This is a genomic window from Bacteroides helcogenes P 36-108 (genome assembly GCF_000186225.1).
Lineage (GTDB): Bacteria > Bacteroidota > Bacteroidia > Bacteroidales > Bacteroidaceae > Bacteroides > Bacteroides helcogenes.
On sequence record NC_014933.1, the window covers coordinates 1,523,636 to 1,544,924 of the forward strand.

The 21,289-nt window shown below is 45.2% G+C and carries 19 protein-coding genes; 4 read left to right on the forward strand and 15 right to left on the reverse strand.

What is annotated here, in order from left to right; translation table 11 throughout:
• The first annotated feature begins 2 nt into the window (after positions 1–2).
• Both BACHE_RS06020 and BACHE_RS06025 read left to right on the forward strand, forming a co-directional pair.
• Positions 3–1,643, forward strand: coding sequence for a fumarate hydratase (locus BACHE_RS06020; RefSeq protein WP_013546799.1), 1,641 nt, complete (start codon positions 3–5; stop codon positions 1,641–1,643).
• Between the two features lie 111 nt (positions 1,644–1,754).
• Positions 1,755–2,912: an acyltransferase gene (locus BACHE_RS06025; protein ID WP_013546800.1), complete on the forward strand. Its 1,158-nt coding sequence runs from the start codon at positions 1,755–1,757 to the stop codon at positions 2,910–2,912.
• A 129-nt stretch (positions 2,913–3,041) separates the two neighbouring features.
• On the opposite strand, the gene rsgA is transcribed toward BACHE_RS06025, so the two are convergent.
• The 5 genes from rsgA to BACHE_RS06050 all read right to left on the reverse strand — a co-directional run bounded on the left by rsgA (position 3,042) and on the right by BACHE_RS06050 (position 8,461).
• Entirely contained in the window at positions 3,042–3,974 is a 933-nt protein-coding gene (rsgA, locus tag BACHE_RS06030) for a ribosome small subunit-dependent GTPase A (protein WP_013546801.1), read from the reverse strand.
• A 72-nt stretch (positions 3,975–4,046) separates the two neighbouring features.
• The gene (gene frr / locus BACHE_RS06035; protein WP_013546802.1) at positions 4,047–4,607 is read right to left on the reverse strand and encodes a ribosome recycling factor; all 561 of its coding nucleotides are present in this window, start codon (positions 4,605–4,607) and stop codon (positions 4,047–4,049) included.
• 99 nt (positions 4,608–4,706) lie between these two features.
• Entirely contained in the window at positions 4,707–5,417 is a 711-nt protein-coding gene (gene pyrH / locus BACHE_RS06040; RefSeq protein WP_013546803.1) for a UMP kinase, read from the reverse strand.
• A 64-nt stretch (positions 5,418–5,481) separates the two neighbouring features.
• Entirely contained in the window at positions 5,482–7,710 is a 2,229-nt protein-coding gene (locus tag BACHE_RS06045; RefSeq protein ID WP_013546804.1) for a heavy metal translocating P-type ATPase, read from the reverse strand.
• Positions 7,711–7,882: 172 nt separating this feature from the next.
• Complete coding sequence (locus tag BACHE_RS06050; RefSeq protein WP_013546805.1) at positions 7,883–8,461, reverse strand: helix-turn-helix domain-containing protein; 579 nt, start codon at positions 8,459–8,461, stop codon at positions 7,883–7,885.
• Between the two features lie 148 nt (positions 8,462–8,609).
• Between BACHE_RS06050 and BACHE_RS06055 the strand changes: the two genes are divergently transcribed.
• On the forward strand, positions 8,610–9,221 hold the full coding sequence (locus BACHE_RS06055) for a TetR/AcrR family transcriptional regulator (protein ID WP_013546806.1): 612 nt from the start codon (positions 8,610–8,612) through the stop codon (positions 9,219–9,221).
• A 51-nt stretch (positions 9,222–9,272) separates the two neighbouring features.
• Here the strand turns inward: BACHE_RS06055 and BACHE_RS06060 are convergent, their stop codons facing one another.
• Entirely contained in the window at positions 9,273–10,580 is a 1,308-nt protein-coding gene (locus BACHE_RS06060; RefSeq protein ID WP_013546807.1) for an MATE family efflux transporter, read from the reverse strand.
• A gap of 175 nt (positions 10,581–10,755) precedes the next feature.
• Between BACHE_RS06060 and BACHE_RS06065 the strand changes: the two genes are divergently transcribed.
• Positions 10,756–11,436, forward strand: a complete 681-nt coding sequence (locus BACHE_RS06065; protein ID WP_013546808.1) for a tetratricopeptide repeat protein — start codon at positions 10,756–10,758, stop codon at positions 11,434–11,436.
• A gap of 14 nt (positions 11,437–11,450) precedes the next feature.
• On the opposite strand, the gene BACHE_RS06070 is transcribed toward BACHE_RS06065, so the two are convergent.
• From BACHE_RS06070 to BACHE_RS06105, 9 genes are all read right to left on the reverse strand, one after another.
• Entirely contained in the window at positions 11,451–14,093 is a 2,643-nt protein-coding gene (locus BACHE_RS06070) for a peptidase associated/transthyretin-like domain-containing protein (RefSeq protein ID WP_013546809.1), read from the reverse strand.
• Between the two features lies 1 nt (position 14,094).
• On the reverse strand, positions 14,095–14,904 hold the full coding sequence (locus BACHE_RS16615) for a GLPGLI family protein (RefSeq protein WP_013546810.1): 810 nt from the start codon (positions 14,902–14,904) through the stop codon (positions 14,095–14,097).
• A 74-nt stretch (positions 14,905–14,978) separates the two neighbouring features.
• Entirely contained in the window at positions 14,979–15,149 is a 171-nt protein-coding gene (locus tag BACHE_RS17535) for a hypothetical protein (protein ID WP_013546811.1), read from the reverse strand.
• 211 nt (positions 15,150–15,360) lie between these two features.
• Complete coding sequence (locus BACHE_RS06080; protein ID WP_013546812.1) at positions 15,361–15,735, reverse strand: DUF3244 domain-containing protein; 375 nt, start codon at positions 15,733–15,735, stop codon at positions 15,361–15,363.
• A 178-nt stretch (positions 15,736–15,913) separates the two neighbouring features.
• Positions 15,914–17,653: a tetratricopeptide repeat protein gene (locus BACHE_RS06085; RefSeq protein WP_013546813.1), complete on the reverse strand. Its 1,740-nt coding sequence runs from the start codon at positions 17,651–17,653 to the stop codon at positions 15,914–15,916.
• A 264-nt stretch (positions 17,654–17,917) separates the two neighbouring features.
• Complete coding sequence (locus BACHE_RS06090; RefSeq protein ID WP_013546814.1) at positions 17,918–18,691, reverse strand: biotin--[acetyl-CoA-carboxylase] ligase; 774 nt, start codon at positions 18,689–18,691, stop codon at positions 17,918–17,920.
• A complete protein-coding gene (locus BACHE_RS06095) occupies positions 18,675–19,031 on the reverse strand; it encodes an MmcQ/YjbR family DNA-binding protein (RefSeq protein ID WP_013546815.1) in 357 nt (118 codons plus the stop codon). The genes BACHE_RS06090 and BACHE_RS06095 overlap by 17 nt, the downstream gene beginning before the upstream one ends.
• 56 nt (positions 19,032–19,087) lie before the next feature.
• Positions 19,088–19,453 (reverse strand): YraN family protein, encoded by a 366-nt coding sequence (locus BACHE_RS06100; protein ID WP_013546816.1) that lies wholly within the window; start codon positions 19,451–19,453, stop codon positions 19,088–19,090.
• A 9-nt stretch (positions 19,454–19,462) separates the two neighbouring features.
• Positions 19,463–21,238 carry a S41 family peptidase gene (locus BACHE_RS06105; protein ID WP_041579690.1) on the reverse strand — a complete coding sequence of 592 codons (1,776 nt, stop codon included), beginning with the start codon at positions 21,236–21,238 and terminating at the stop codon, positions 19,463–19,465.
• Positions 21,239–21,289 lie beyond the last annotated feature (51 nt).

Below are 21,289 nucleotides of genomic sequence, written 5' to 3' on the forward strand. Positions count from 1 at the left end.
TTATGGCAACAACACCTCCGTTTAAGTATCAGCCTATGTTCGAGAAAGGGGAAGATACAACTGAGTATTATCTGCTTACGAAAGATTATGTGTCAGTAAGCGAGTTTGAAGGGAAACCTGTCCTGAAGATTGAAAAAGAAGGTTTGACCGCTATGGCAAACGCGGCTTTCCGTGATGTGTCGTTTATGTTGCGTCGTTCGCACAACGAGCAGGTAGCTAAGATTCTGGGTGATCCTGAAGCGAGTGACAATGATAAGTATGTGGCGCTCACTTTCCTGCGCAACGCCGAAGTGGCATCCAAGGGTGTACTTCCTTTCTGTCAGGATACGGGTACTGCCATTATCCACGGTGAAAAAGGGCAGCAGGTATGGACAGGCTATTGTGATGAAGAAGCTCTTTCACTGGGCGTTTACAAAACATATACCGAAGAAAATCTGCGTTATTCCCAGAATGCTCCCCTCACAATGTATGACGAGGTGAATACGAAGTGTAACCTCCCGGCACAGATTGATATCGAGGCCACCGAAGGTATGGAGTATGAATTCCTCTGTGTCACCAAAGGTGGGGGATCTGCCAATAAAACCTATCTCTATCAAGAAACCAAAGCGATTCTGAATCCCGGAACTCTCGTACCGTTCCTTATCTCAAAGATAAAGACATTGGGTACGGCTGCCTGTCCTCCATATCACATCGCTTTTGTCATCGGTGGTACTTCTGCCGAAAAGAATCTGTTGACCGTGAAATTGGCTTCTACCCATTTCTACGACAATTTGCCTACAACCGGTAACGAGTTCGGCCGTGCTTTCCGTGACATAGAACTGGAAAAAGAAGTGCTGGCCGAAGCTCATAAAATAGGTCTTGGCGCCCAGTTTGGAGGCAAGTATCTGGCTCACGATATACGTATCATCCGCCTGCCGAGGCATGGTGCTTCTTGTCCGGTGGGGCTGGGAGTATCCTGCTCTGCCGACCGTAACATTAAATGTAAAATAAATAAGGAAGGCATTTGGATTGAGAAACTGGACAGCAATCCGGGAGAATTGATTCCGGCCGAACTGCGCAAGGCGGGTGAAGGAGATGTCGTTAAGATAGATTTGAACCGACCGATGGCCGATATCCTGAAGGAACTGACCAAATATCCCGTTTCTACCCGTCTGTCTCTGAACGGAACCATCATAGTAGGCCGTGACATCGCACACGCCAAACTGAAGGAACGTCTGGACCGCGGTGAGGATCTTCCGCAGTATATCAAAGACCATCCTATCTACTATGCCGGACCGGCCAAAACTCCTCAAGGTATGGCTTGCGGTTCTATGGGGCCGACTACTGCCGGACGTATGGATCCGTATGTTGATCTTTTCCAAAGCCACGGAGGCAGCATGATTATGCTTGCCAAGGGTAACCGTAGCCAGCAGGTGACGGATGCCTGCCAAAAGTATGGCGGTTTCTACCTTGGCTCTATTGGAGGTCCTGCCGCTATATTGGCGCAGAACAATATCAAGAGCATCGAATGTGTGGAGTATCCTGAATTGGGTATGGAAGCCATCTGGAAAATTGAAGTGGAAGATTTTCCTGCATTCATTCTGGTAGATGATAAGGGTAATGATTTCTTTAAGCAATTGAAGCCTTGGAATTGCAGTAAATAAGCCTGCATATACAGTTTTTTGTAGTCCATATAAAAGGCCGTTCCGGAATCTTCCGCGAACGGCCTTTTTTCCTTATCTTTGCGATGCTAATTTAAATTTATTTGAATAAATATGGAACAAACTCTTCCACGGCAGAATCAGGGACAGCACATTGTTTGGCTGGATGTGGTCCGGCTCGTTGCTATGTTTACTGTGGTGTGCTGTCATTGTACCGATCCTTTTAATTTCTATCCGGGCACTTCGCCAGACATAGGGAACATCAGATTCTGGGGGGCGGTCTATGGGGCAGCGCTTCGTCCTTGTGTGCCACTTTTTGTAATGATTACCGGAGCGTTATTACTTCCTGTACGGGGTGAGGCTTCGGCTTTCTATAAAAAGCGCATTCCTCGTGTATTCTTTCCTTTCCTTATTTGGTCTGTGCTTTATAATCTGTTTCCATGGATAACGGGACTGTTGGGAGTAGCTCCACGGGTGATTCTCGATTTCTTCCCTTATTCGGGAGAGGAGGTGATGCGCCAGTCTTTGGCGGTAAGCATGGGCTACATTGCAGAAATGCCTTTTAATTTCTCTTTGCTGGATGTACACATGTGGTATATTTACTTGTTGATAGGGCTTTACCTTTATCTTCCTATATTTTCCGCATGGGTGGAGAAGGCATCGGAACGTGCCAAGCTGTGGTTTCTTGCGGCATGGGGTGTGACGCTGCTCCTGCCTTATTACAATGAGTTCGTATCGCAGTATCTCTGGGGAAGCTGCTCTTGGAATTCATTCGGTATGCTGTATTACTTTGCCGGGTTTAATGGTTATCTGCTGTTGGGGCACTATTTAAGGAACCATGATTGGTCCATCGGCAGGCTTGTAGGGATGGGAATCCCCATGTTCGCAATCGGTTATGCGGTGACATTCTTAGGCTTCCGCCAGATGACTGCTTTGCCGGGGTGTACAGACGAAATGTTGGAGTTGTTCTTTACCTATTGCTCTTTGAATGTGGTAATGATGACTGTACCTGTATTCATGCTTTGCAAACAGGTTGACTTTCGTTCGGAACGAATAAGGAAAGCGTTGGCAAACCTTACCCTTTGTGGTTTTGGGGTCTATATGATACATTATTTCTTTACGGGTCCCAGTGTGGTGCTGATGCGGGAGCTTCACGTCCCCATTTGCTTGCAGATTCCATGTGCGGCAGTTGTTGCTTTCGGTATCTCTTGGCTGATAGTGTCGATGGCGTATCGTTGTTTCGGTAAGAAGACCAAATGGGTGATGGGATAAACCGGGATTAAGAAAGAATTGTCCAGTTCCGGCGTCATTCTTACTCAGTTTTTGTAGGATTGTTTCTCTTTGTAGGTAATTGTCTTTTGCGCCTTGGCCTCTGTAAAGAAAGAGGCAAAGGCGCATTTGTTAGTATGCCGCCCGATATTTTCCTTCTTCCTTGTCTTCGAGCATGCTCAGGTATGAGGTATAACGTGATTCACTGATGAAATGTTCTTCTACGGCTTTGCGGACTGCGCATCCTGGTTCGTGGCGGTGCGTACAGTTGCTATATCGGCAATCTGTGGATGTCCTGAATATTTCGGGAAAGTAATGTCCTATTTCTTCTTCTTCCATATCAAAGGTTCCGAATCCTTTGATGCCCGGTGTATCTATGATATAGCCGTCACCCGGAACGGGGAACATTTCGGAGAAGGTGGTGGTATGCATTCCCTTGTTGTGGTAGGCGGATATTTCGCCCGTTCTGATGTCCAGTTCGGGCAAAATGGCATTGATCAATGTGGACTTGCCCACACCGGAATGTCCGGAAAAGAGTGAAGTCTTTCCTTTTAATTCATCTTTTATGGTATTAATGCCTTCTCCCCGAAGGGCGGAAACCTTGAAACAAGGGTAGCCGATGCTACTGTATAAGTTGACAAGCCCGTCCAGATAGCGTACATCTTCCTCATTGTAGGCGTCCACCTTATTGAAAATGAGTTTGACGGGGATGCGGTAAGCTTCGGCGGAAGCAAGAAAACGGTCGATAAAGGTGGTGGATGTCTCAGGATAGTTTACGGTTACCACCAGGATGCATTGGTCGAGGTTGGCAGCAAGGATATGCGACTGTTTGGATAGGTTTGATGCCCGGCGGATGATGTAATTCTTCCTGTCTTCTATTTCGCTGATGAAAGCTGTGCCTTCCTGGTTCATAATAATCTGTACACGGTCGCCTACCGCCACCGGATTGGTGCTCCGGATGCCTTTCAGACGAAAGTTCCCCTTGATTTTGCATTCAACGTGGCTTCCTTCATCGGTCTTTACCAAATACCAGCTTCCTGTATTCTTTATTACGAGTCCTCTCAATGTGATGTATGGTTGAAAGCTGATAGCCGGCAGATGACAAGAATTGTCCGTCATCTGCCGGCTATCCACTGGTTAAACTGTCATGATTTCTTTATCCTTTGCGGCGAGCATGTCTTCTATCTGCTTGATGTACTTGTCGTGTATCTTCTGCAGCTTTTCTTCACCGCCTTTCTGTGCATCTTCTGCCAAGCCGTCCTTTACGGCTTTCTTCAGGCCGTCGATGGCGTCGCGGCGTGCGTTCCGCACACTTACTTTGGCGGTTTCTCCTTCGCCTTTGCACTGCTTGGCAAGTTGCTTGCGGCGTTCTTCGGTCAGGGGCGGGATGCCGATGCGGATAATCTCACCGTTGTTTTCGGGCATGATGCCGAGGCTTGAGTCGATGATGGCTTTCTCGATGATGCGGAACATGCCTTTGTCCCACGGTTTGATGGTGATACTGCGGGCATCGGGGGTGGTTACAGCCGCCACATTGTTGATGGGAACCATGCTTCCGTAAGAGTCCACACGGATGCCGTCCAGCAGGCGTATGTCAGCTTTTCCGGCACGGATGTGCGCCAGTGCTTCTTCAAGATACATCACTGCCATATCCATACTTTCTTTCGCTTCGTCTAAGATGTCTTTTACGTCTTTCATATTTTTTCGTTTTGGAAATTGCTTGGATTCTTAATTGAATTGAAAACAAAAGTAGCGTATTTTTTGATTTTCTGCAATAACGGGTCTATCTTTCTTCGATTAGTTATGTACTAATGTTCCGATTTCTTCGCCCTGCATCACTTTTTTCAGATTGCCCATTGTATCCATATCGAATACGATGATAGGCAGATTGTTTTCTTTGCACATACAGGTGGCGGTGAGATCCATTACTTTCAGCCCGCGTTTCAGCACTTCATCGTAGGTGATGTCATGGAACTTTGTTGCGGTGGGGTCTTTTTCCGGATCGGCGGTATAGATGCCGTCCACGCGTGTTCCTTTCAGCATTACGTCAGCCTCTGTCTCGATGCCCCGCAGGCTGGAACCCGTGTCGGTGGTGAAGAACGGATTGCCTGTTCCGGCGGACATGATGACTACTTCACCTGCTTCCATGCATTCAATGGCTTTCCATTTGTTGTAGAATTCCCCGATGGGCTCCATGCGCACGGCAGTCAGCACGCGTGCTTTTGTTCCGGCGGCGGTAAGTGCCGAACTGAGTGCGAGGCTGTTGATAACCGTGGCCAGCATTCCCATCTGGTCGCCTTTCACACGGTCAAAGCCTTTGTTGGCTCCGCTTAGTCCGCGGAAGATGTTTCCGCCGCCAATCACGATTCCTATTTGTACTCCCAATTCATGGATTTCCTTTATCTGTGCCGCATATTCGGCAAGGCGCTTCTCGTCAATGCCGTACTGCTTTTCCCCCATCAGGCTTTCGCCGCTGAGTTTCAATAAGATTCTTTTGTATGTTGCCATATTGTGATTAAGATGTTATAAATTCTCTTTAGGGGCAAAGATAATGCAAACCTCAACAAAAACATCAAGCTTGCTTGAAAAGTTTTTTCCTTTTCAGACGTAGGCTGTTGCTCACTACACTGACACTGCTGAATGCCATTGCCGCACCCGCTATCATCGGATTCAACAAGAATCCGCTGACAGGATAGAGAATACCTGCGGCAATGGGCACACCAATCAGGTTGTAGATGAATGCCCAGAACAGATTCCTGCGGATAGTGCGTACAGTCAGTCTGGATAACTTGAGAGCTTCCGGTATTTTTGTCAGGTCGGAAGATATGATGGTCATCTTGGCCACATCCATGGCAATGTCACTTCCGCTTCCCATGGCGATGCTCAAATCGGCTTGGGCAAGGGCGGCGCTGTCATTGATGCCGTCGCCCGCCATTGCCACCTTTTTTCCTTCCCTTTGCAATTGGCAGACGAATCCGGCTTTGTCCTGAGGCAATACTCCTGCCTTATAATGCGGAATTCCTGCCTTGCGAGAAATCTCCTTGGCAGTGGCCTCATTGTCTCCGGTCAGCATATATACGTCGATTCCGGTGTTGAGCAATTCTTTGACCGCCGCTATGGAAGTCTCTTTAATCCGGTCTGTTATGCCCGCTATTGCCAGAGCGTTTGCCTCATCCGAGAACCAGATGACGGTTTGTGCTTCGGCCGTCAATCGGGTGTCTTCGTCCACCAATGTTTGGGAGAGGGCAACTCCCTTTTCCTCCAGTAGCTTGCGATTGCCCGCATAATAGATTTTTCCCTGCACCCGGCCCTTCACGCCTTTTCCGGTGATACTGTCGAAATCTTCGATTTTCGTGGGCTGTGTATTTTTGAGGTGGCCGGCAATGGCTTCGGCAAGCGGATGTTCCGAGAGTTTCTCTAAACTGTAGAAGATGCTTTGCGCATCGTCTGCACCGTTGTTCCAAATCAGTTCGCTGACCACTGGTTTGCCTTCGGTCACGGTTCCCGTCTTGTCAAGTATCACCGTGTCTATCTTTTGGGCTGTTTCAAGGCTTTCCGCGTCTTTTATCAGAATACCTCTTTCAGCTCCCTTTCCGATTCCTACCATGATGGCGGTTGGAGTTGCCAGTCCCAGGGCGCATGGGCAAGCTATGATTAATACGGTGACTAAAGCCAGCAGACCGTGCGTGAAGCCGTTTTCCCCATCGAGCAACATCCATGCTATGCAGGACATTACGGCGATGCCGATAATGACCGGGACGAAGATGCCCGCAATTTTGTCGACCAGTTGTTGTACGGGTACTTTACTTCCCTGTGCATCTTGCACCATGCGGATGATTTTGGCCAGCATAGTGTCCGTACCCACTTTTTCTGCCCGAAACCGGAAGCTGCCTTTTTGATTGATGGTTCCGGCAAATACTTTGGTGTCTTTGCGCTTGGGCACGGCTACGGGTTCGCCGCTCAGCATGCTTTCGTCCACGTATGATGTGCCTTCTGTAACGATGCCGTCCACAGCAATACGTTCGCCGGGCCTTACTAAAATGATGTCTCCGGGGCGTATTTGTTCAATGAATATTTCTTTCTGCTCACCGGACGGGGCAATGACTGTCACATTCTTAGGTTGCAATCCCATCAGATTCTTGATGGCGGAAGAGGTGTTTCCCTTGGCTTTCTCTTCCAGCAGGCGTCCCAGCAGGATAAAGGCGATAATGACGCTTGCCGCTTCAAAATAGACATGCGGATGGACTCCTCTTGACAGCCAGAAGTCTGGAAACAACATGTTGAACAGGCTGAACAGATAAGCGATGCCGGTGCTGTTTGCCACCAGAGTATCCATGGTGGCACTGCCATGCTTCAGTTGCTTCAGTGCGTTGATGAAGAAGCTTCTGCCCAGCCAGAATACGACGGGAGTGGAGAGTAACCACATGATAAGATTGGCATAAGGCATGTCCATGAAAAACATGCCGATGATGACGGTGGGTACGGAAAGGATGATGGCTCCTATGGTGCGGAACTTGAGTGCATGATATTTTTTATCGTGTGCCTGCCGGGATTCTTCAAGGGTGTTTTTATCCTGTTCTATCAGCAGGTCATAGCCGGCGGCTTGTACGGCTTGCTGCAAAGCCTTAGCAGAGCATTGCGTACGCTCATATTCCACGGTTGCCGTACCCGAAGCGAAGTTTACGGCTGCCCGGTTTACTCCGGTCTGGTGACTCAGTGCCTTGTTCACCCGTGCGGCACATGAAGCGCAGTTCATGCCCACTACGGGGAATGTTTCTTGAACGATATTACTGTTTGCCATAAATGGATGTATTAAGTTTGACGTTATAAGCTGTCTTTTTTCCGAGGCAAAGATACGCCGATGCAGGCGGCAGACAGTTATGGAATTCGGGGATTGATTTATAAGATTCCGTGTAATGCTATCCGCAACGTGCGAACGGGCTTTTGTTCGGAATGGGGGCAGAGTCTTTTCCTTATACCTCGTCGAGTGGCTTGCGCTTGTTCTCTTTGAGCTTCTTGAAGTAGCTGGGAGTCAATCCGGTGACGCTTTTGAACTGGGCGCTGAGATAGGATGCGCTCGAATAATTCAGTTTGTCGGCAATTTCGTTCAGTGAGAGCTCTCCATAAACCAGCAATTCCTTGGCACGTTCTATTTTTTGTGCAATAAGGTATTTCTCGATGGTAGTGTTGGTTATTTCAGAGAACAGTTTGCTCAACGAGCCGTAATCCCGGTTGAGCTTGTCGCTCAAGTAATCGGACAAGTTTACTTTCAGTCCGTTGTCATTGTAATGCACCAGTTCGATGACGGCATCTTTTATTCGTTCTATTGTTTGTGATCTCTTGTCGTCGATCAGTTCGAACCCGAGTGGTTCGAGTGATTTCTTCACGGCTTGATGAACCTCTTCGGTCACTTTGCCGGGCAATACGGCAATGCCCAGTTCCACTGATAGGGGATGCAGGCCCAACTGTTCGAGGCGGCTCTTTACTGCCATGATGCAACGGCCGCATACCATATTCTTGATATGCAGTATGTTTTCGGAATCGGAAGTCATATCTGTGATGTAGGTTATTTCGGTACAAAGATAACACTTTTTTCGGGCAAAATGTTTCCCGGTAAAAATCACAATAAGTGGGTATTGTCCGTAAGCCAAAACCTTTATTACTTTGCAAATAAAAAACATATAGTTCGCCGCTACGATTATGCAGATACCTAAGGACGATATCCGGAATGATATTTTGCAGGCTGCAGGGAAGATCTTCCAGGAAAAAGGTTTCTTGAAAACCTCCATGCGTGACATTGCAGAGTGTGCCCGGGTGAGCCTGAGTAATATTTACAATTATTTCAAAGGCAAGGATGATATTTTCAGGACAGTGGTATATCCTGTTACACGGGCCTTTGAAAATATGTTGCACGAACACCACGGCCGACGGGGGGTGGATATCCTCCATATGCAGTCCGAAACGTATTTACGCTATGTGGTGGAAGAATATATTGATTTGATCCACCGGCATCGCCCGTTATTGTCATTGTTGTTTTTCCGTTCCCAGGGTTCTTCTCTGGAGAAGTTCAAGGAGGAATTTACAGACAAGTCCACTCTGTTGGTGAAAGACTATTTCCGGGAAATGAAGCGAAAGCATCCCCAGCTTGACATTAATGTCTCTGATTTCTTTATTCATTTACATACCGTTTGGATGTTTTCGATGCTTGAAGAACTGATAATGCATAAGGTCAGTCCGGAAGATACGGAAAAGATAGTCACGGAATATATGATGTTTGAAATAACGGGTTGGAGAGAGCTTATAAAGATATAAGCTCTCTTTTTCTCATTTCCCCGGATGGAGGTATGCCTGTCAACAAAACGGTCAGCCGAATATTTTCTTTATAATTCCATGGCTCAGTCCGGTCTGTATCATTCCCCGCATAAAAAGGTAGATGAGGAAGGCAAGCCACAACGCATGGTTTTCCAATGCGGGACGAAATCCGTAGTACAAAGCAAAGAAACCTGCGGTTGCCGCTGACATGGAAAGTAGCATCGCACGTGTGGCTGTGGCTCCGATGAAAATGCCGTCCCAGATAAAGGCGCCCATACCGGCCGCCGGTATGGCGAGCGCCCAATAAAAATAGGTGTCGGCTGCGGCCGTCACTTCCTTGTCATCGGTCAGGAGTCCGAGGAAGGCACTGCCTCCCAAAGCATAAGCCAGGGTGAAGATCGTGGCCGTCACCATCCCCCAGGCAAACAAGTGCCGGACAGTATCCGCGAAGGCTTCCCGGTCACGGGCTCCGATGTATCTTCCGATAAGGGCCTCTCCCGCATAGGCAAAGCCATCCATCACATACGAAAACAAAGTGAAAAGCTGCATAAGCAGAGTGTTTACCGCCAGTATGATTTCACCTTGCGAGGCTCCTGCCGATGTAAAGAACAGGGTTACCGCCACCAGACAAAGGGTGCGGAAGAATATATCGCGGTTTACTCGAAAAAAACGGGTCATGGCTTCCTTCTGCAATATTCTTTTCGGGACAACGTACTTTTTGAGTCTGCCATACCGGTATGCCCACAATGCGATGCCCATGAAGAAACCTGCATATTGTGCAATCAATGTGCCCAGAGCAACTCCCTCCACTTTCATCTTGCAGAAACAGACGAGGCTGAGGCTGGCAATAATATTCACGATGTTCTGTGTTATGGCTATATACATGGGAATACGTGAATTCTGCATCCCTATATACCAGCCCGAAAGTCCGTACAGTCCCATCACGGCAGGCGCTCCCCAAATGCAGATATGGAAATAGGTTGTAGCGAGTCCTTTGATTTCTTCCGTAGGGTGAATCAGCATGAATGCGCCCTGTCGGATGGGAACCTGCAGGATGATGAGACAAAATGCCACCGCCAATCCTATGCCGACAGAGCGCAGGAGTAAATGTGTGGCTTCCCGCAAATCCCGTTTTCCGAAAGCTTGTGAGGTCATTCCACTGGTTCCCATCCGCAGGAAGCCGAATATCCAGTAGATGATATTGAACAACATGCCGCCTACGGCTATCGCACCTATATAGACGGGTGATCCCAGATGGCCTACAATGGCTACGTCTATCAGTCCAAGTAGGGGGACAGTGATGTTGGACACGATGGAAGGCAATGCTATCTGAAGAATTTGTTTGTCTCTGGGCGTCATTTGCAATCTTTATTAAAAGGGAGTGGACAAATGTACGCAGAAAAGGGAAATATAGACCAATATGATTAACTATTTTTCTACCTTTCCATATTGGCAGTTATTTCAATAGTCCGTATATTTGTAGATGTGTTTCAATGAAATGTATCAGATGCTTTAATTATTATATGCTTTAAGTATGAAAACCTTAACTTTACTTTTCTCCTTATTCATAATGTTCCCTCTGTCACTTTTTGCGCAGTCGGCAGGCGACCTGCTGCAGAAAGTATCCGAAGCTCTGTCCGATGGTAAAGATGACTATGCCGTGAGTTTGTTTCGTCAGGCTGCCGCCGCCGGTGCAGACAAGACAGAAATGTTCTATTGGACAAATGTGGATAAAAACAGTGCCGTGGCTCCCCGTTTGGCCGGTGAGCTTGCCCTATGCTACAAGGAAAAGCAGAACTATGACAAGGCTTATCTGTTTTATAAAGAATTCCTGCAACGCCACCCCGAAGACGTGTCTGCGCTTGTTTCTTGTGCCGAGATGGAGATGATGCGCGGAAAGGAAAAAGAGGCTCTGAAAATGTACGAGAAGGTTTTGGCTCTTGATGGGAATAACCTGCAAGCCAATATTTACTTGGGAAATTATTACTATCTCCAGGCCGAAAAGGACAAGAAGAAGCTTGATGACGATTATAAAAAAATCACTTCTCCCACACGGATGCAATATGCCCGATACCGCAATGGGCTTTCGGCGGTATTTGCGGACAGTTATGACAAGGCGAGAACTTATCTGCAACGGGTACTCCGGCTTTTCCCTTCTATGGAAGCCGGCAATACACTGGAAAGGATAAGGAAGGTGGAAGGGGAGATGAAATAGAAAGGAATGGACCGTTAGAATGAAAATGCGATTTTCATCAGAAACTCTTGAGGGCGTAAGGTGTGTCTTGTATATTTTTCTGTGAAACTGTTGACATAGATGTTGTCAAGACGCGTATGGTTCAGGAGATTGCGCCCGGCTATCTCTATGTCGAATAAGCGTTGTGAGAAAATGATGGAGGCATCGGCAAAATAGGCGAATGCATTGTTCCGGCTATTGTGTGAAAGAGTGTTTGCCAATCGGGCTTTCCAGTGAGACGATAATGTCAGGTTAAGATTTAATTCATGCCGGTAGTTCCATGTCTTCACAGCTTCATTCTCGGCATAGTCTAACGCCGATTTGGTGTGTGTGGCCGATGTATTTCCATCTATGTTGGCATATCGGCTTGGCTGTAATGAGAAATTGAATTTCAGGTTGATGGATTCCAAAGAAGAAACGGTCGGTTCTTCTTCTAATAGCAGATGACTTTTGTTGTGCGAATATACGGCACTGAATGCAGTGTATAGTTTCTTCCAGGGATATGCTTTGGAAATACGGGCTCTTGCCCCCCAAAGGTAACTGTTGTGCCGGCGAGGATAGGCTTTGCATAGCGTAAGGTAATTGTCAGAATTTTCGTAGCCGTAGATAATGTCTTGTCTGCCTAAATTATAGAAGCCGGTGACACTGAAAAAGAAACCCTTTAGAGGATTGTTGAAGCGTACTCCCAGCATATTATACCAGCTTTTGTCGAAATGCAGTTGGGGCTCATAGGCTGATGCCGACCGATAAGAAGAAAACAGATAACCTGCGTACAGTTGTTGTATGTCCGGGGCGGTATAAGAGAAAGAAGATAACAGTATGCTGTTCCAATAAGCATTCATTTCATATTTCACGTTCAGTTCAGGCATCGGCATGAGGCGCTGTTTGGTCAGCCTCCGAGAGTCCGGCATCCTGTATTTCACTCTTTGACTCAAGAAAGCGATGGGGGCACTTGCTTGTATCTCCCAAAATTCACTCTTGTAGTTTAGGCTGGGCTCTATGTACAAACTGACGCTTTCCAGCCGCACGTCATTGCCCAAGGATGGCTTTTGCAGAGGCTTTTGGTCTGTATAGACAGTCGATGTCATTTTTTTGTTGCTATACTTGATGCCGGTCTTATACTTCAGATAGAATCCGGCAAGCTTATGCTGGAAGTAGGTATAACTGTCTGACGAGAATACTTTCAGGTGTGCTTCTTGCTTGAATGTATCGTATGCTTTTCCATTGTTCAGCAGTTCGGTGAACAGGCCTGGAGTTACAGTCATATATTGTGGGAGCTCTGTATAGGTGTTCGCCGAGTATATGGACAGTGTATTGCTCTTTTTGTTTTTGATCAATTCAAAGTTATTTTGCAGGAACTTCCGTTCGGGGTGTATGTATTCATTCGTTCTTTGCCGGTTGACGGTCAAGTCCAGAGTGCTTTTATGCAACCCTATCTGACCTTTTAGAGTGTTTTTGATATAAGTGTCACTATCATTCAGCATGTAGGTCAGATGTCCTTCTGCCCGATTCTCTTGGCCGGAATAATCTTCTGCTTCGTCAATGGTGATGGTCTGCGATGGATAGAAGTAAGTGGTTCCCGACTGGTGGTTGGCGGTTTCCTCACTGTGCAGGGCGTTGAACTGCAACCGTAAGTCGGTTTTTGCATTGGGTCTGTACAGATGGTTGGTTACTATTAAATGAGACTTATTGAACAGATAACGCTCCGGATCCACGCCTGTGCTTTGTGCCGCTGATTGTGAAAAGAAGTCATTTTCACCGTTCATGTCCGATGAGTTTATGATTCCGGTCTGCGTCAGGGGCACGATTTCGGACGCAATATCCTTGCCTGTGTTGTTGTTTTTGTACATGGTGAGATTCTGCATGTTCTTTCCGAACAACATTCCCAACAGGCGATTGTCCCATAGTGCTCCGGAGCCATTTCCGGCTCCTAATCCCAGGTCAATGACTTTTATCAGCCTGCTTTTGGCTTTATCGTTCAGGGTCAGGTTTAGTGCGGCATTGTCGCTGAATGATTTCCCTCTTAAAGCTGCTATTGGCTGGTGTGCCTGTAGTACCTGTATTTCTTGCACCATGTTTGCCGGAATGTTCTTGCTGCCCAATGCATATTTTTCTTCCAGCAGATTCATTCCTTCTATGTAGAAACCGCTTATGGGTTTGTCCTGGAATTTGATAGTGCCGTTTGAGGTAACTTCGATGCCGGGTATCTTTTTCAGGACGTCTTCTATGCTCCGGTCTTGCGGCATTTTGAATCCGCTGACCGTAAAGGTCAATGTGTCTTTGCTCTGTCGGATGCGTCGGCTGGTGATTCTCACTTCTCTTATCTGCAGGGCAGTTTCTTCCAGCCTGATGGTCATGCCATCCTTGAATTGTGCGACAGGGAGCAATAATTGTTTATAGCCTATGGAAGAGAACAGGAAGAAACGCCCTGTAGAGGCAGGTTGCATCTCAAAGTGTCCTTGTCTGTCGGTATAAGAATAGCTGATAAGCGAGCTGTCTGCTGCAAGAAAGCTTACGGATATATCTTCCAAGAACTTTCCGCTGCCTTTGTCGCAAACTGTTCCTTTGTAAGATTGAGCTTGCAGTCCAGTGGACAGGCACAGTGCGATCCATAGGGCTATGGAAAGAATTTTTGTCATTTTATCTTTCTATATAGTTGTAGCTTTTCTTGAAACGGTTGGCTGCGTCCTCTTCATTACCCCCTACAGGTATGGGGATACTTTTCCCTTGTTTTCTCATAAAAGAGGCCATGTCTCCATTGTATTCCTTTACCGCCTTGTCAAATTCTTCTTTATTGCATTTGATGTAGTGCTTTTTAGGTATCTTGATGATACTGTTCACCTTTCTTATCTCCACGCACTTAAAGCAGTAATCCTTTTCTGTATCTTCGGCCTGCAATATCAGTCCGGGCAGTCCATGAAGTTTCCAAGGACCGTCTTGAAACGGAATTTCCAGAGTGAACCAGGCAGTCCATTGCCTTCCATAAAAAGTAGTGACTGCTTTTTGGCAGTTAAAGCCCAATATCTTACATCTATCTGCTTCTATTTGCCATTGAGGAATTTGCATCTTTTCAGTGCACATATATTCTTGTAAGGCTAAATTGTCAGTTTGTGTAATCATCCCTTTTTGGGGATAATTCTTATAGATGCTGTAATATTGCACGCTTATGGGATAAATAATTTTTTCTCTTGCCGCTATGATGTCATTCATGGAGGCGCCTTTGGATTTGAGGCTGTCAGTGATGTGATCTCTGCCTCTTCTCCATAGGCTGTAAAATTCGGAACTCGCTTTGCCAATTTTGAGAATCATCTCATCCTGGCTGATTTTCCCCTTATTGTTCAGATTGTCCTTGAATGTCTCTGTGTAATGACACTCCAATGAAGCTACTTCTTGTGCACATAGAGCACAAGTGTTGAGTAGCAGAATGAATGTAAATAGATATAGGCGCATAGTATGTTGAAATAAAAAAAGGGGACTGACAAAAGGGTATCTTTGACAAGTCCCCTTCCGAAGTTTTTTTAAGATCAATCGCATGTAGCTTCAATCTGATCCATCCAATGAAGGACTTCTGCTTCTGAAGCATTTGCGTCAATTTTATATAACTGTCCGCATGCTACAAAATACTGATAAGCTGCAGGTGCTGCAACGGCTACTGTGCTGACAAATATAGCACAAATAATAAATAGCTTTCTCATAATAACAACAATTAAGTTAGAAAATAAATAAACTCTAATGTTGTGTACAACATTTGTTGACTACAACCTTTCGATATTATGGTGGAGAATGCCATACCAATTACTTTAATTCCCACAGTTAGCTACTCTGCTTCTTTATTTCATTCGGTTTTCGGATGAACTCGTCATCCTACTGAGCTATGTCATGCTATATCATATTGCGCATTAGATATCATTGCTGTATGGAGAAATATCCATAATAGGATTCATCTCCGATTTTAAATTCCAATAGATAGTCACCATCCTGCAAATCATACATTCCAAATGTATGGCATTGTGAAGATGTTCCATCGCCATTGTAATAGACCGCATTGCCGCATTGGTCTTTTACTACGACCGTTACGCTACTCACAGCTATATCTGTATAGATGTGTATCGTATTGCCGTCAATAGCAGCGATAGGTTCTAAAGTAATGGAACGCCTGTCTTTTCCCCATTCTTCTTCAAAGTCCGAGTAACTACATATTGGAATGTTCTTTTCAATGGCCTTTATACTCATACTACAGAATATGCCTACAACTAATAATAATAGATACTTCGTTTTCATCTGATTCTATTTTTCTTGTTTTGTTGTGACAAAGATGATAACAAATAAGATTTAACCAAAACTTCTTAATGCCTTATGTATGTGCATACTTATGTGCAAGCTGTTTTTTATGAGCAAAAGTATGTGCAAAGGTATGTATATAAATAGTGAAAATGTACTTTTGTGTTAGCTAAAGTATTTATAATGAATGAATAATCTTATCCCATAGTTCTGGATTTCCTTTGCTTCCTGTCACTTTTTGGTAAAGACGTTTTCGGATGGAAGAAATGCTTTCCGGTTTGAGTTGAAGTAGTCTTGCGATGTCTGCTGGGCGGAATTGGAGTTTGAGAAGTATGCAGACGTGCAACTCGTTTTCATTAGGAGTGTGCAATGAATACAGTCTTTCGAGGAAAGTGGGATAGGCGGGGCTTATGAACTCTCTTACTGAATTCCACTCCTCCGAGGTGATGTAAGCTTCACCACGTACGGAGTTTGCCCGTTCTTGAAGTTTTTTGTATAAATCGGAGCAGAGTAGATGTTCTTGGGCTCTTTTCTCCTGCTCTGCTTCTATCACTTGTTGTTGTAAGATGTGATTGAGTAATTCTATTTTTTGTTCTCTCGCATTACCTTCAGGAATACTTATATTTGTCAAATTCTTTTTTAATTCTTCTTTTTGAGATTTATATCCTTCAAGGAATTCAATCTTCTCTTGATTTTCTTTTTCTATATTTTGGAGCTTTTCCAGTTGCTGCTTTAGTTCCAAATTTCTTCGTTTGTAATATTGACGGAAGGCAATAAAAGATACTATAATAATGATGAAACCTCCAGAAGTCACTACTGTCCAAAATGTCTTATTCCGATTTTCGGCCTTTAATTGCATATTCTCTTTCTCTCGTAGCTGGTAGTTGTAAAGAGCGTGCATCCGATAGATGGTTTCTGTCTGTGTTAATTTTTGTATGGAGTCAATATTGCAGAGATACCCATGGAGATAATCGGATGCTTGTTTAGTGTTGTTTCGTTCAATGGCAAGTTCCAATAATCTACGATAGGCTGTTCTTTTGGCATAGACAGAGCCAAAGTCTAATAATTTATTATAATACCAAACAGCAGAATCTGTATTGCCTGTTGTATCATAAAAACGGGCGGCGATAGAGTAAATACTACTTTTGTTGGATTGTTCGGTATCTCTTAAAGCATTTTGCAATACTGTACGCGCAGAATCGTACTCTTGTAAATCTGTGTAAAGTGCGGCAAGTTGGCTTTGAATCAAATTGAACAAGCCTGTTCGTGGTAATTGTTGGCTCAACAGATTTGCCTTTTTGAGATAGACCAATGTGCTGTCTTGTTTGCCTAACTCCCTATACATATTGCCTATGTCCCTTAACGTGAAGATCAGACCAACACTGTCTTGTATGATAAGGTCGTAATGTCGGTTCATTTTATACATCTTTAGTGCTTCGGCATATAAGCCTTGATAGGAAAACAGTGTCCCCATTTGGCTATAAATTCTCCCTTTCAGCTTACCTCCTTTGTCTTCGGGCAATGCCTCCAATGCTTTCTCAAAGTAATCTAATGCCTGTGGTGCATCTCCCAAATCCCGATATACCCGTCCGGCATAATAGTAGGCTTCCGCCAGATGTCTTTCATCGTCTTTCTCTATGTAGTAATGCAGCACGGGAAGTATCAGGCTGTCTGAAGTATGAAGTTTGTAAGCTTTGTCACCTGCTTTGATGCACAGTAAACGGTAGTACATTTGTGTAGCTTCAGGTTCTGCTTGTATTGTACTTTCTAAGCTTTTCAGCAAGGATACGGCACTGTCCGGATGGGCATTTGTCAAACTGTCCGCAACAATCAGTGATTGTGGATAAGGTTTGTGTCCGCAAGCGCAGAAGACTGTTGTTGCAAGAAGAAATAAAGAAATCCGTATAACATCCTTCATGTCGGCAAATGTACGGATTTATTTTAAAAAATGTTAGCAAAATGCTTCTTTTTTGTGAATTTTGCACATTGATGCAGAAAATCGGATAAACAGACTAATTGGGAATACGTCTTGTCAGCTCCCTACCTTCTCCTTATCTGCTCCGTATCTGCTCCCTGTGTTTTCCCTCTCTATAGACACGGAGAAAACACGGAGCAGGTACGGAGAAAAAGAGAAAAAGAACAATCTGAAGTATGGGACTCTGCCAAAGAATCACAAGAACTCCTATAAGATGTACTGTACTTCCTTAAACAGATATTCCCGTTCTTTCCCGTTTTCGTCTTCAAGCACAAAGCGGCCGTCCGGCTCTACGCGGAGCAGGCGTGCCAGGAATCTTCCGTTGGTATCTTGATAGGGATGAAGTCCCCGGCGGCGGAAAAGAGAACGAGCATAGCGGGTGGAGATTTCCTCGGAATAAGCCTTGAAATCTTCCAGCCTGAGACCTTTATAGTATATTTCTATTCGCTTCAGTATGTGTGCCAGAATTTCGTGGCGGTTGTGTTCTTTTCCGGTAATTTGTCTTAAAGAAACAGGATTGGGAGCGTCGCTGTGAAAATTTTCCTGATTGATGTTCAAGCCTATTCCGCAGATGCTGCGGCTGATGTAATGTCCGGAAAGATCATTCTCTATCAGGATGCCACAGATTTTCCTGTCTTTCCAATAGATGTCATTCGGCCATTTTATGGTAATCTCGTTGGACCATCTGCTCAGCTCCTCCTTGATGGCAAGGGAGACTATTTGTGAAAGGATGAACTGGCAGTGGGCTTCCAGAAAAGCAGGGTAGAGCACGAAGCTGAAAAGCAGGTTTTTCCCGCTTTCGGCTTCCCATGTATTGCCGCGCTGTCCTTTACCGGAGGTCTGGAACTCGGCGATGACGGTAGTCAGTTCGGCAACTGCTTCTTGCCGGTTGTTGCAAAGCCGGCTGAGGTATTGGTTGGTGGAGTCTGTTTCATCCAAAGCAACCAAAGGAAAAGGGAATGTGTCAGGGTAAGGCTTCATATTCATTACGCATTTTTTTGGTAAATTTCTTCAATACTTCTTCATAAGAGTGGTCTATCAGATGTTTTACTAATTTGTCGTCGGCATCTCTGTCCAGAAACACTTGGTTCCAGTATTTCTTGTTGAAATGCCACGCACCCTCGATGGCTGAATATCTTTCTCTCAGCTCAATGGCGTATTCGGGATCACATTTCATGGTGACTCTGTCGGGAGTGTTGAGGTTGATGCAAAGGAACATCTTGCCCATCACGCGGATGACAAGGAAGTCTTCGCCAAACGGAAAGTCTTCTGTAACGGCTTTCTTGTTGAGGCTGTATTCACGTGCGATTTCTATATCCATAAGGCAGCTATGATTTTTTGAACTTTGATTTATGAATTGTTTAAACTGTTGTCTGTTTAGAACATCGGCGGATAAAAGGCATCCTGCAAGTGTTCTATTCTGAAAGCTCCCGGTTGTCCTACGGCCGTTATGATGTCGAAGCGGATGGGAGCGTCGATACAGAAATGCTTGATATAGGCATCGGCGGCAACGACGATGCGGCGTATTTTTTGCCAATTCACGGCATCTTGAGGTTCTGTGTAGTCCGTATTGCTGCGGGTTTTCACCTCTGCGACAATCAGCACTTCGTCTTTGACGGCCACAATATCCAATTCCAAATGATTCTTTCGCCAATTGCGGTCGCGTATAGTGTAGCCGTTCTGCTCCAGATATGTGGCGGCGGCATCTTCTCCTGCTTTTCCCAATGCATTGTGTACAGCCATTGCCTCTGCCTATTCGTATTCTTTAATCATGCCGTCGCGTCCCGGACGGAAGATGACGGGTGTTTTCACGGCTTTGCCTTTAGGAGTCATTTGGCTCAGGCTGCGGGTTTGAGTGGGAGCCAATCCAATAATCTCTTGGATGGCTCTGCTTAACAGAGGTTCGGCCAGGTTGCCATAATCTATATAACCTTCAAAAAAATTATCATTGTCTGCATCGGTTTCATCCAAAATAATGTCAGGTTCAAAGCCGCTTTCATAGTTTCCATAATCTTTGGCGTTGTAAGATTGGAATGTGATGGGAACTACCTCATAGGTGTTTTGTCCGACTATTATGTTATGAGGTTCCATGCCTACATTTTTGCCTGTAGTCTTTTCTCCGATAAGCACAGTTTCTATATCGATTCCTCTTAATGAATTGATGACAAGTTCGCTGGCCGAGGCCGTCGGTTTGCCCACAAGGCAATACACGTGTTTCAGACCCAGTCCTCCGGCAGATAATGATGATCCTAAATTGGAATAATTGTCATATTTGAACTGTTCTTCAGGCTTCTTGCCATTGAATTCTTTCATTCTTTCATCATTGTATCTGTACTTGGCAAAGACCTTGCCTTTGCAATAGCTTCCGGCAATGCACGAAGCTATCAGGTTGGCGGATATGACATGTCCTCCTCCATTGTAGCGCAAATCCAATACAAGGTCTTCTATGCCTTTGCTTTTGAAGTTTTTGAAGACTTCATACAACAAATCATCGAAACCTGCGTCAAATCCCGAATAAACCAGATAGCCTATTGGGTGACCGTTGCTCGTGATGACGTCTTGATAGAGGATGGGATTTTTATACATTGCCTGTGCGGTAATGGAGATTTCTTGGGTTGCAGTGCTGTTGTCTTCGTTAAAGAAAAGTTCGGTGAGGCTTAGGGAAGTGGCAGATTTGGGATATAGCAGATTGAGAAATAAGGTGTTGTAATTACTCTGGGTAATCTGGCTGTTGTTTATTTGGCTTATGTAACTTCCGCGTTTGATGCCTGCTTTCGATGCCGGAGAATCAGGATATACTCCTTGTATGCAGAATGCATAATATCCGTTTTTACTGTTTATTTTCACAGCAACTGCTCCTGTGATGCCGAAACTGTATTCCTGATCTTTCTGTACTTGTGGAATTGATCGGGTGGAACTGCTGGTGTTCTTTTTCTCAATATAGGAGAAAAGGCTGTAATGCGTTTGATTGTCAGAGCCTGTATAGCTTCTTTTATCCAAAGTATTAGTTGTCATACTGCCCAGCGCATCGTAGAAGAAGCTGTCATAGCTCTTTGTGTAGTCAAGGCTTAGTCCTTTATATTCGTCATTCCATAGATAGTTCTTTTTTAAATAGTTATCTACTTGCTCGTTGACTTGCTGGTTTTCGCTCACTGTGACAACTTGGGTTGCCGCTTGTTTCACAATGAAGTTGACAGAGGCATATCCTTCGGATTTAATGGTGATAGTGGTGGTTCGATCTGTTGCAGTGCTTGTAGAAACTGTTAGGCGTAGCGTACTTGCCCCTTTGTTGCCCGTCGGAGTAAGAACCTCGCACCAGTCAGAGCCGGCAGTGGCTTGCCAATCGGCTGTTGCTTTGAAAGAAACCGAAAGAACGGAGCCTGTTGTGATTTCTACTGGAGTCCCTTCAATCCAACTTTGGTTGGATATGCCGGTTGCTGTTGTCTCATCGTTGTCTTTGCTGCACGAGGTGAAGCTTGTCGTTACTGATAGTATCAGAAAAAAGCAGAGAAAATGTACCTGTTTCATAGTTTGTTTTTTATAGCTCTTCAAAAATACGTTTTTATTCACTAAACCAAA

Bases quoted from the DNA above. Each gene is read 5' to 3' on its own strand.
- BACHE_RS06020 (WP_013546799.1), top strand. From the start codon at position 3: ATGGCAACAACACCTCCGTTTAAGTATCAGCCTATGTTCGAGAAAGGG.
- BACHE_RS06025 (WP_013546800.1), top strand. From the start codon at position 1,755: ATGGAACAAACTCTTCCACGGCAGAATCAGGGACAGCACATTGTTTGG.
- frr (WP_013546802.1), bottom strand. From the start codon at position 4,607: ATGAAAGACGTAAAAGACATCTTAGACGAAGCGAAAGAAAGTATGGAT.
- pyrH (WP_013546803.1), bottom strand. From the start codon at position 5,417: ATGGCAACATACAAAAGAATCTTATTGAAACTCAGCGGCGAAAGCCTG.
- BACHE_RS06045 (WP_013546804.1), bottom strand. From the start codon at position 7,710: ATGGCAAACAGTAATATCGTTCAAGAAACATTCCCCGTAGTGGGCATG.
- BACHE_RS06050 (WP_013546805.1), bottom strand. From the start codon at position 8,461: ATGACTTCCGATTCCGAAAACATACTGCATATCAAGAATATGGTATGC.
- BACHE_RS06055 (WP_013546806.1), top strand. From the start codon at position 8,610: ATGCAGATACCTAAGGACGATATCCGGAATGATATTTTGCAGGCTGCA.
- BACHE_RS06060 (WP_013546807.1), bottom strand. From the start codon at position 10,580: ATGACGCCCAGAGACAAACAAATTCTTCAGATAGCATTGCCTTCCATC.
- BACHE_RS06065 (WP_013546808.1), top strand. From the start codon at position 10,756: ATGAAAACCTTAACTTTACTTTTCTCCTTATTCATAATGTTCCCTCTG.
- BACHE_RS06070 (WP_013546809.1), bottom strand. From the start codon at position 14,093: ATGACAAAAATTCTTTCCATAGCCCTATGGATCGCACTGTGCCTGTCC.
- BACHE_RS16615 (WP_013546810.1), bottom strand. From the start codon at position 14,904: ATGCGCCTATATCTATTTACATTCATTCTGCTACTCAACACTTGTGCT.
- BACHE_RS17535 (WP_013546811.1), bottom strand. From the start codon at position 15,149: ATGAGAAAGCTATTTATTATTTGTGCTATATTTGTCAGCACAGTAGCC.
- BACHE_RS06080 (WP_013546812.1), bottom strand. From the start codon at position 15,735: ATGAAAACGAAGTATCTATTATTATTAGTTGTAGGCATATTCTGTAGT.
- BACHE_RS06085 (WP_013546813.1), bottom strand. From the start codon at position 17,653: ATGAAGGATGTTATACGGATTTCTTTATTTCTTCTTGCAACAACAGTC.
- BACHE_RS06090 (WP_013546814.1), bottom strand. From the start codon at position 18,691: ATGAAGCCTTACCCTGACACATTCCCTTTTCCTTTGGTTGCTTTGGAT.
- BACHE_RS06095 (WP_013546815.1), bottom strand. From the start codon at position 19,031: ATGGATATAGAAATCGCACGTGAATACAGCCTCAACAAGAAAGCCGTT.
- BACHE_RS06100 (WP_013546816.1), bottom strand. From the start codon at position 19,453: ATGGCTGTACACAATGCATTGGGAAAAGCAGGAGAAGATGCCGCCGCC.
- BACHE_RS06105 (WP_041579690.1), bottom strand. From the start codon at position 21,238: ATGAAACAGGTACATTTTCTCTGCTTTTTTCTGATACTATCAGTAACG.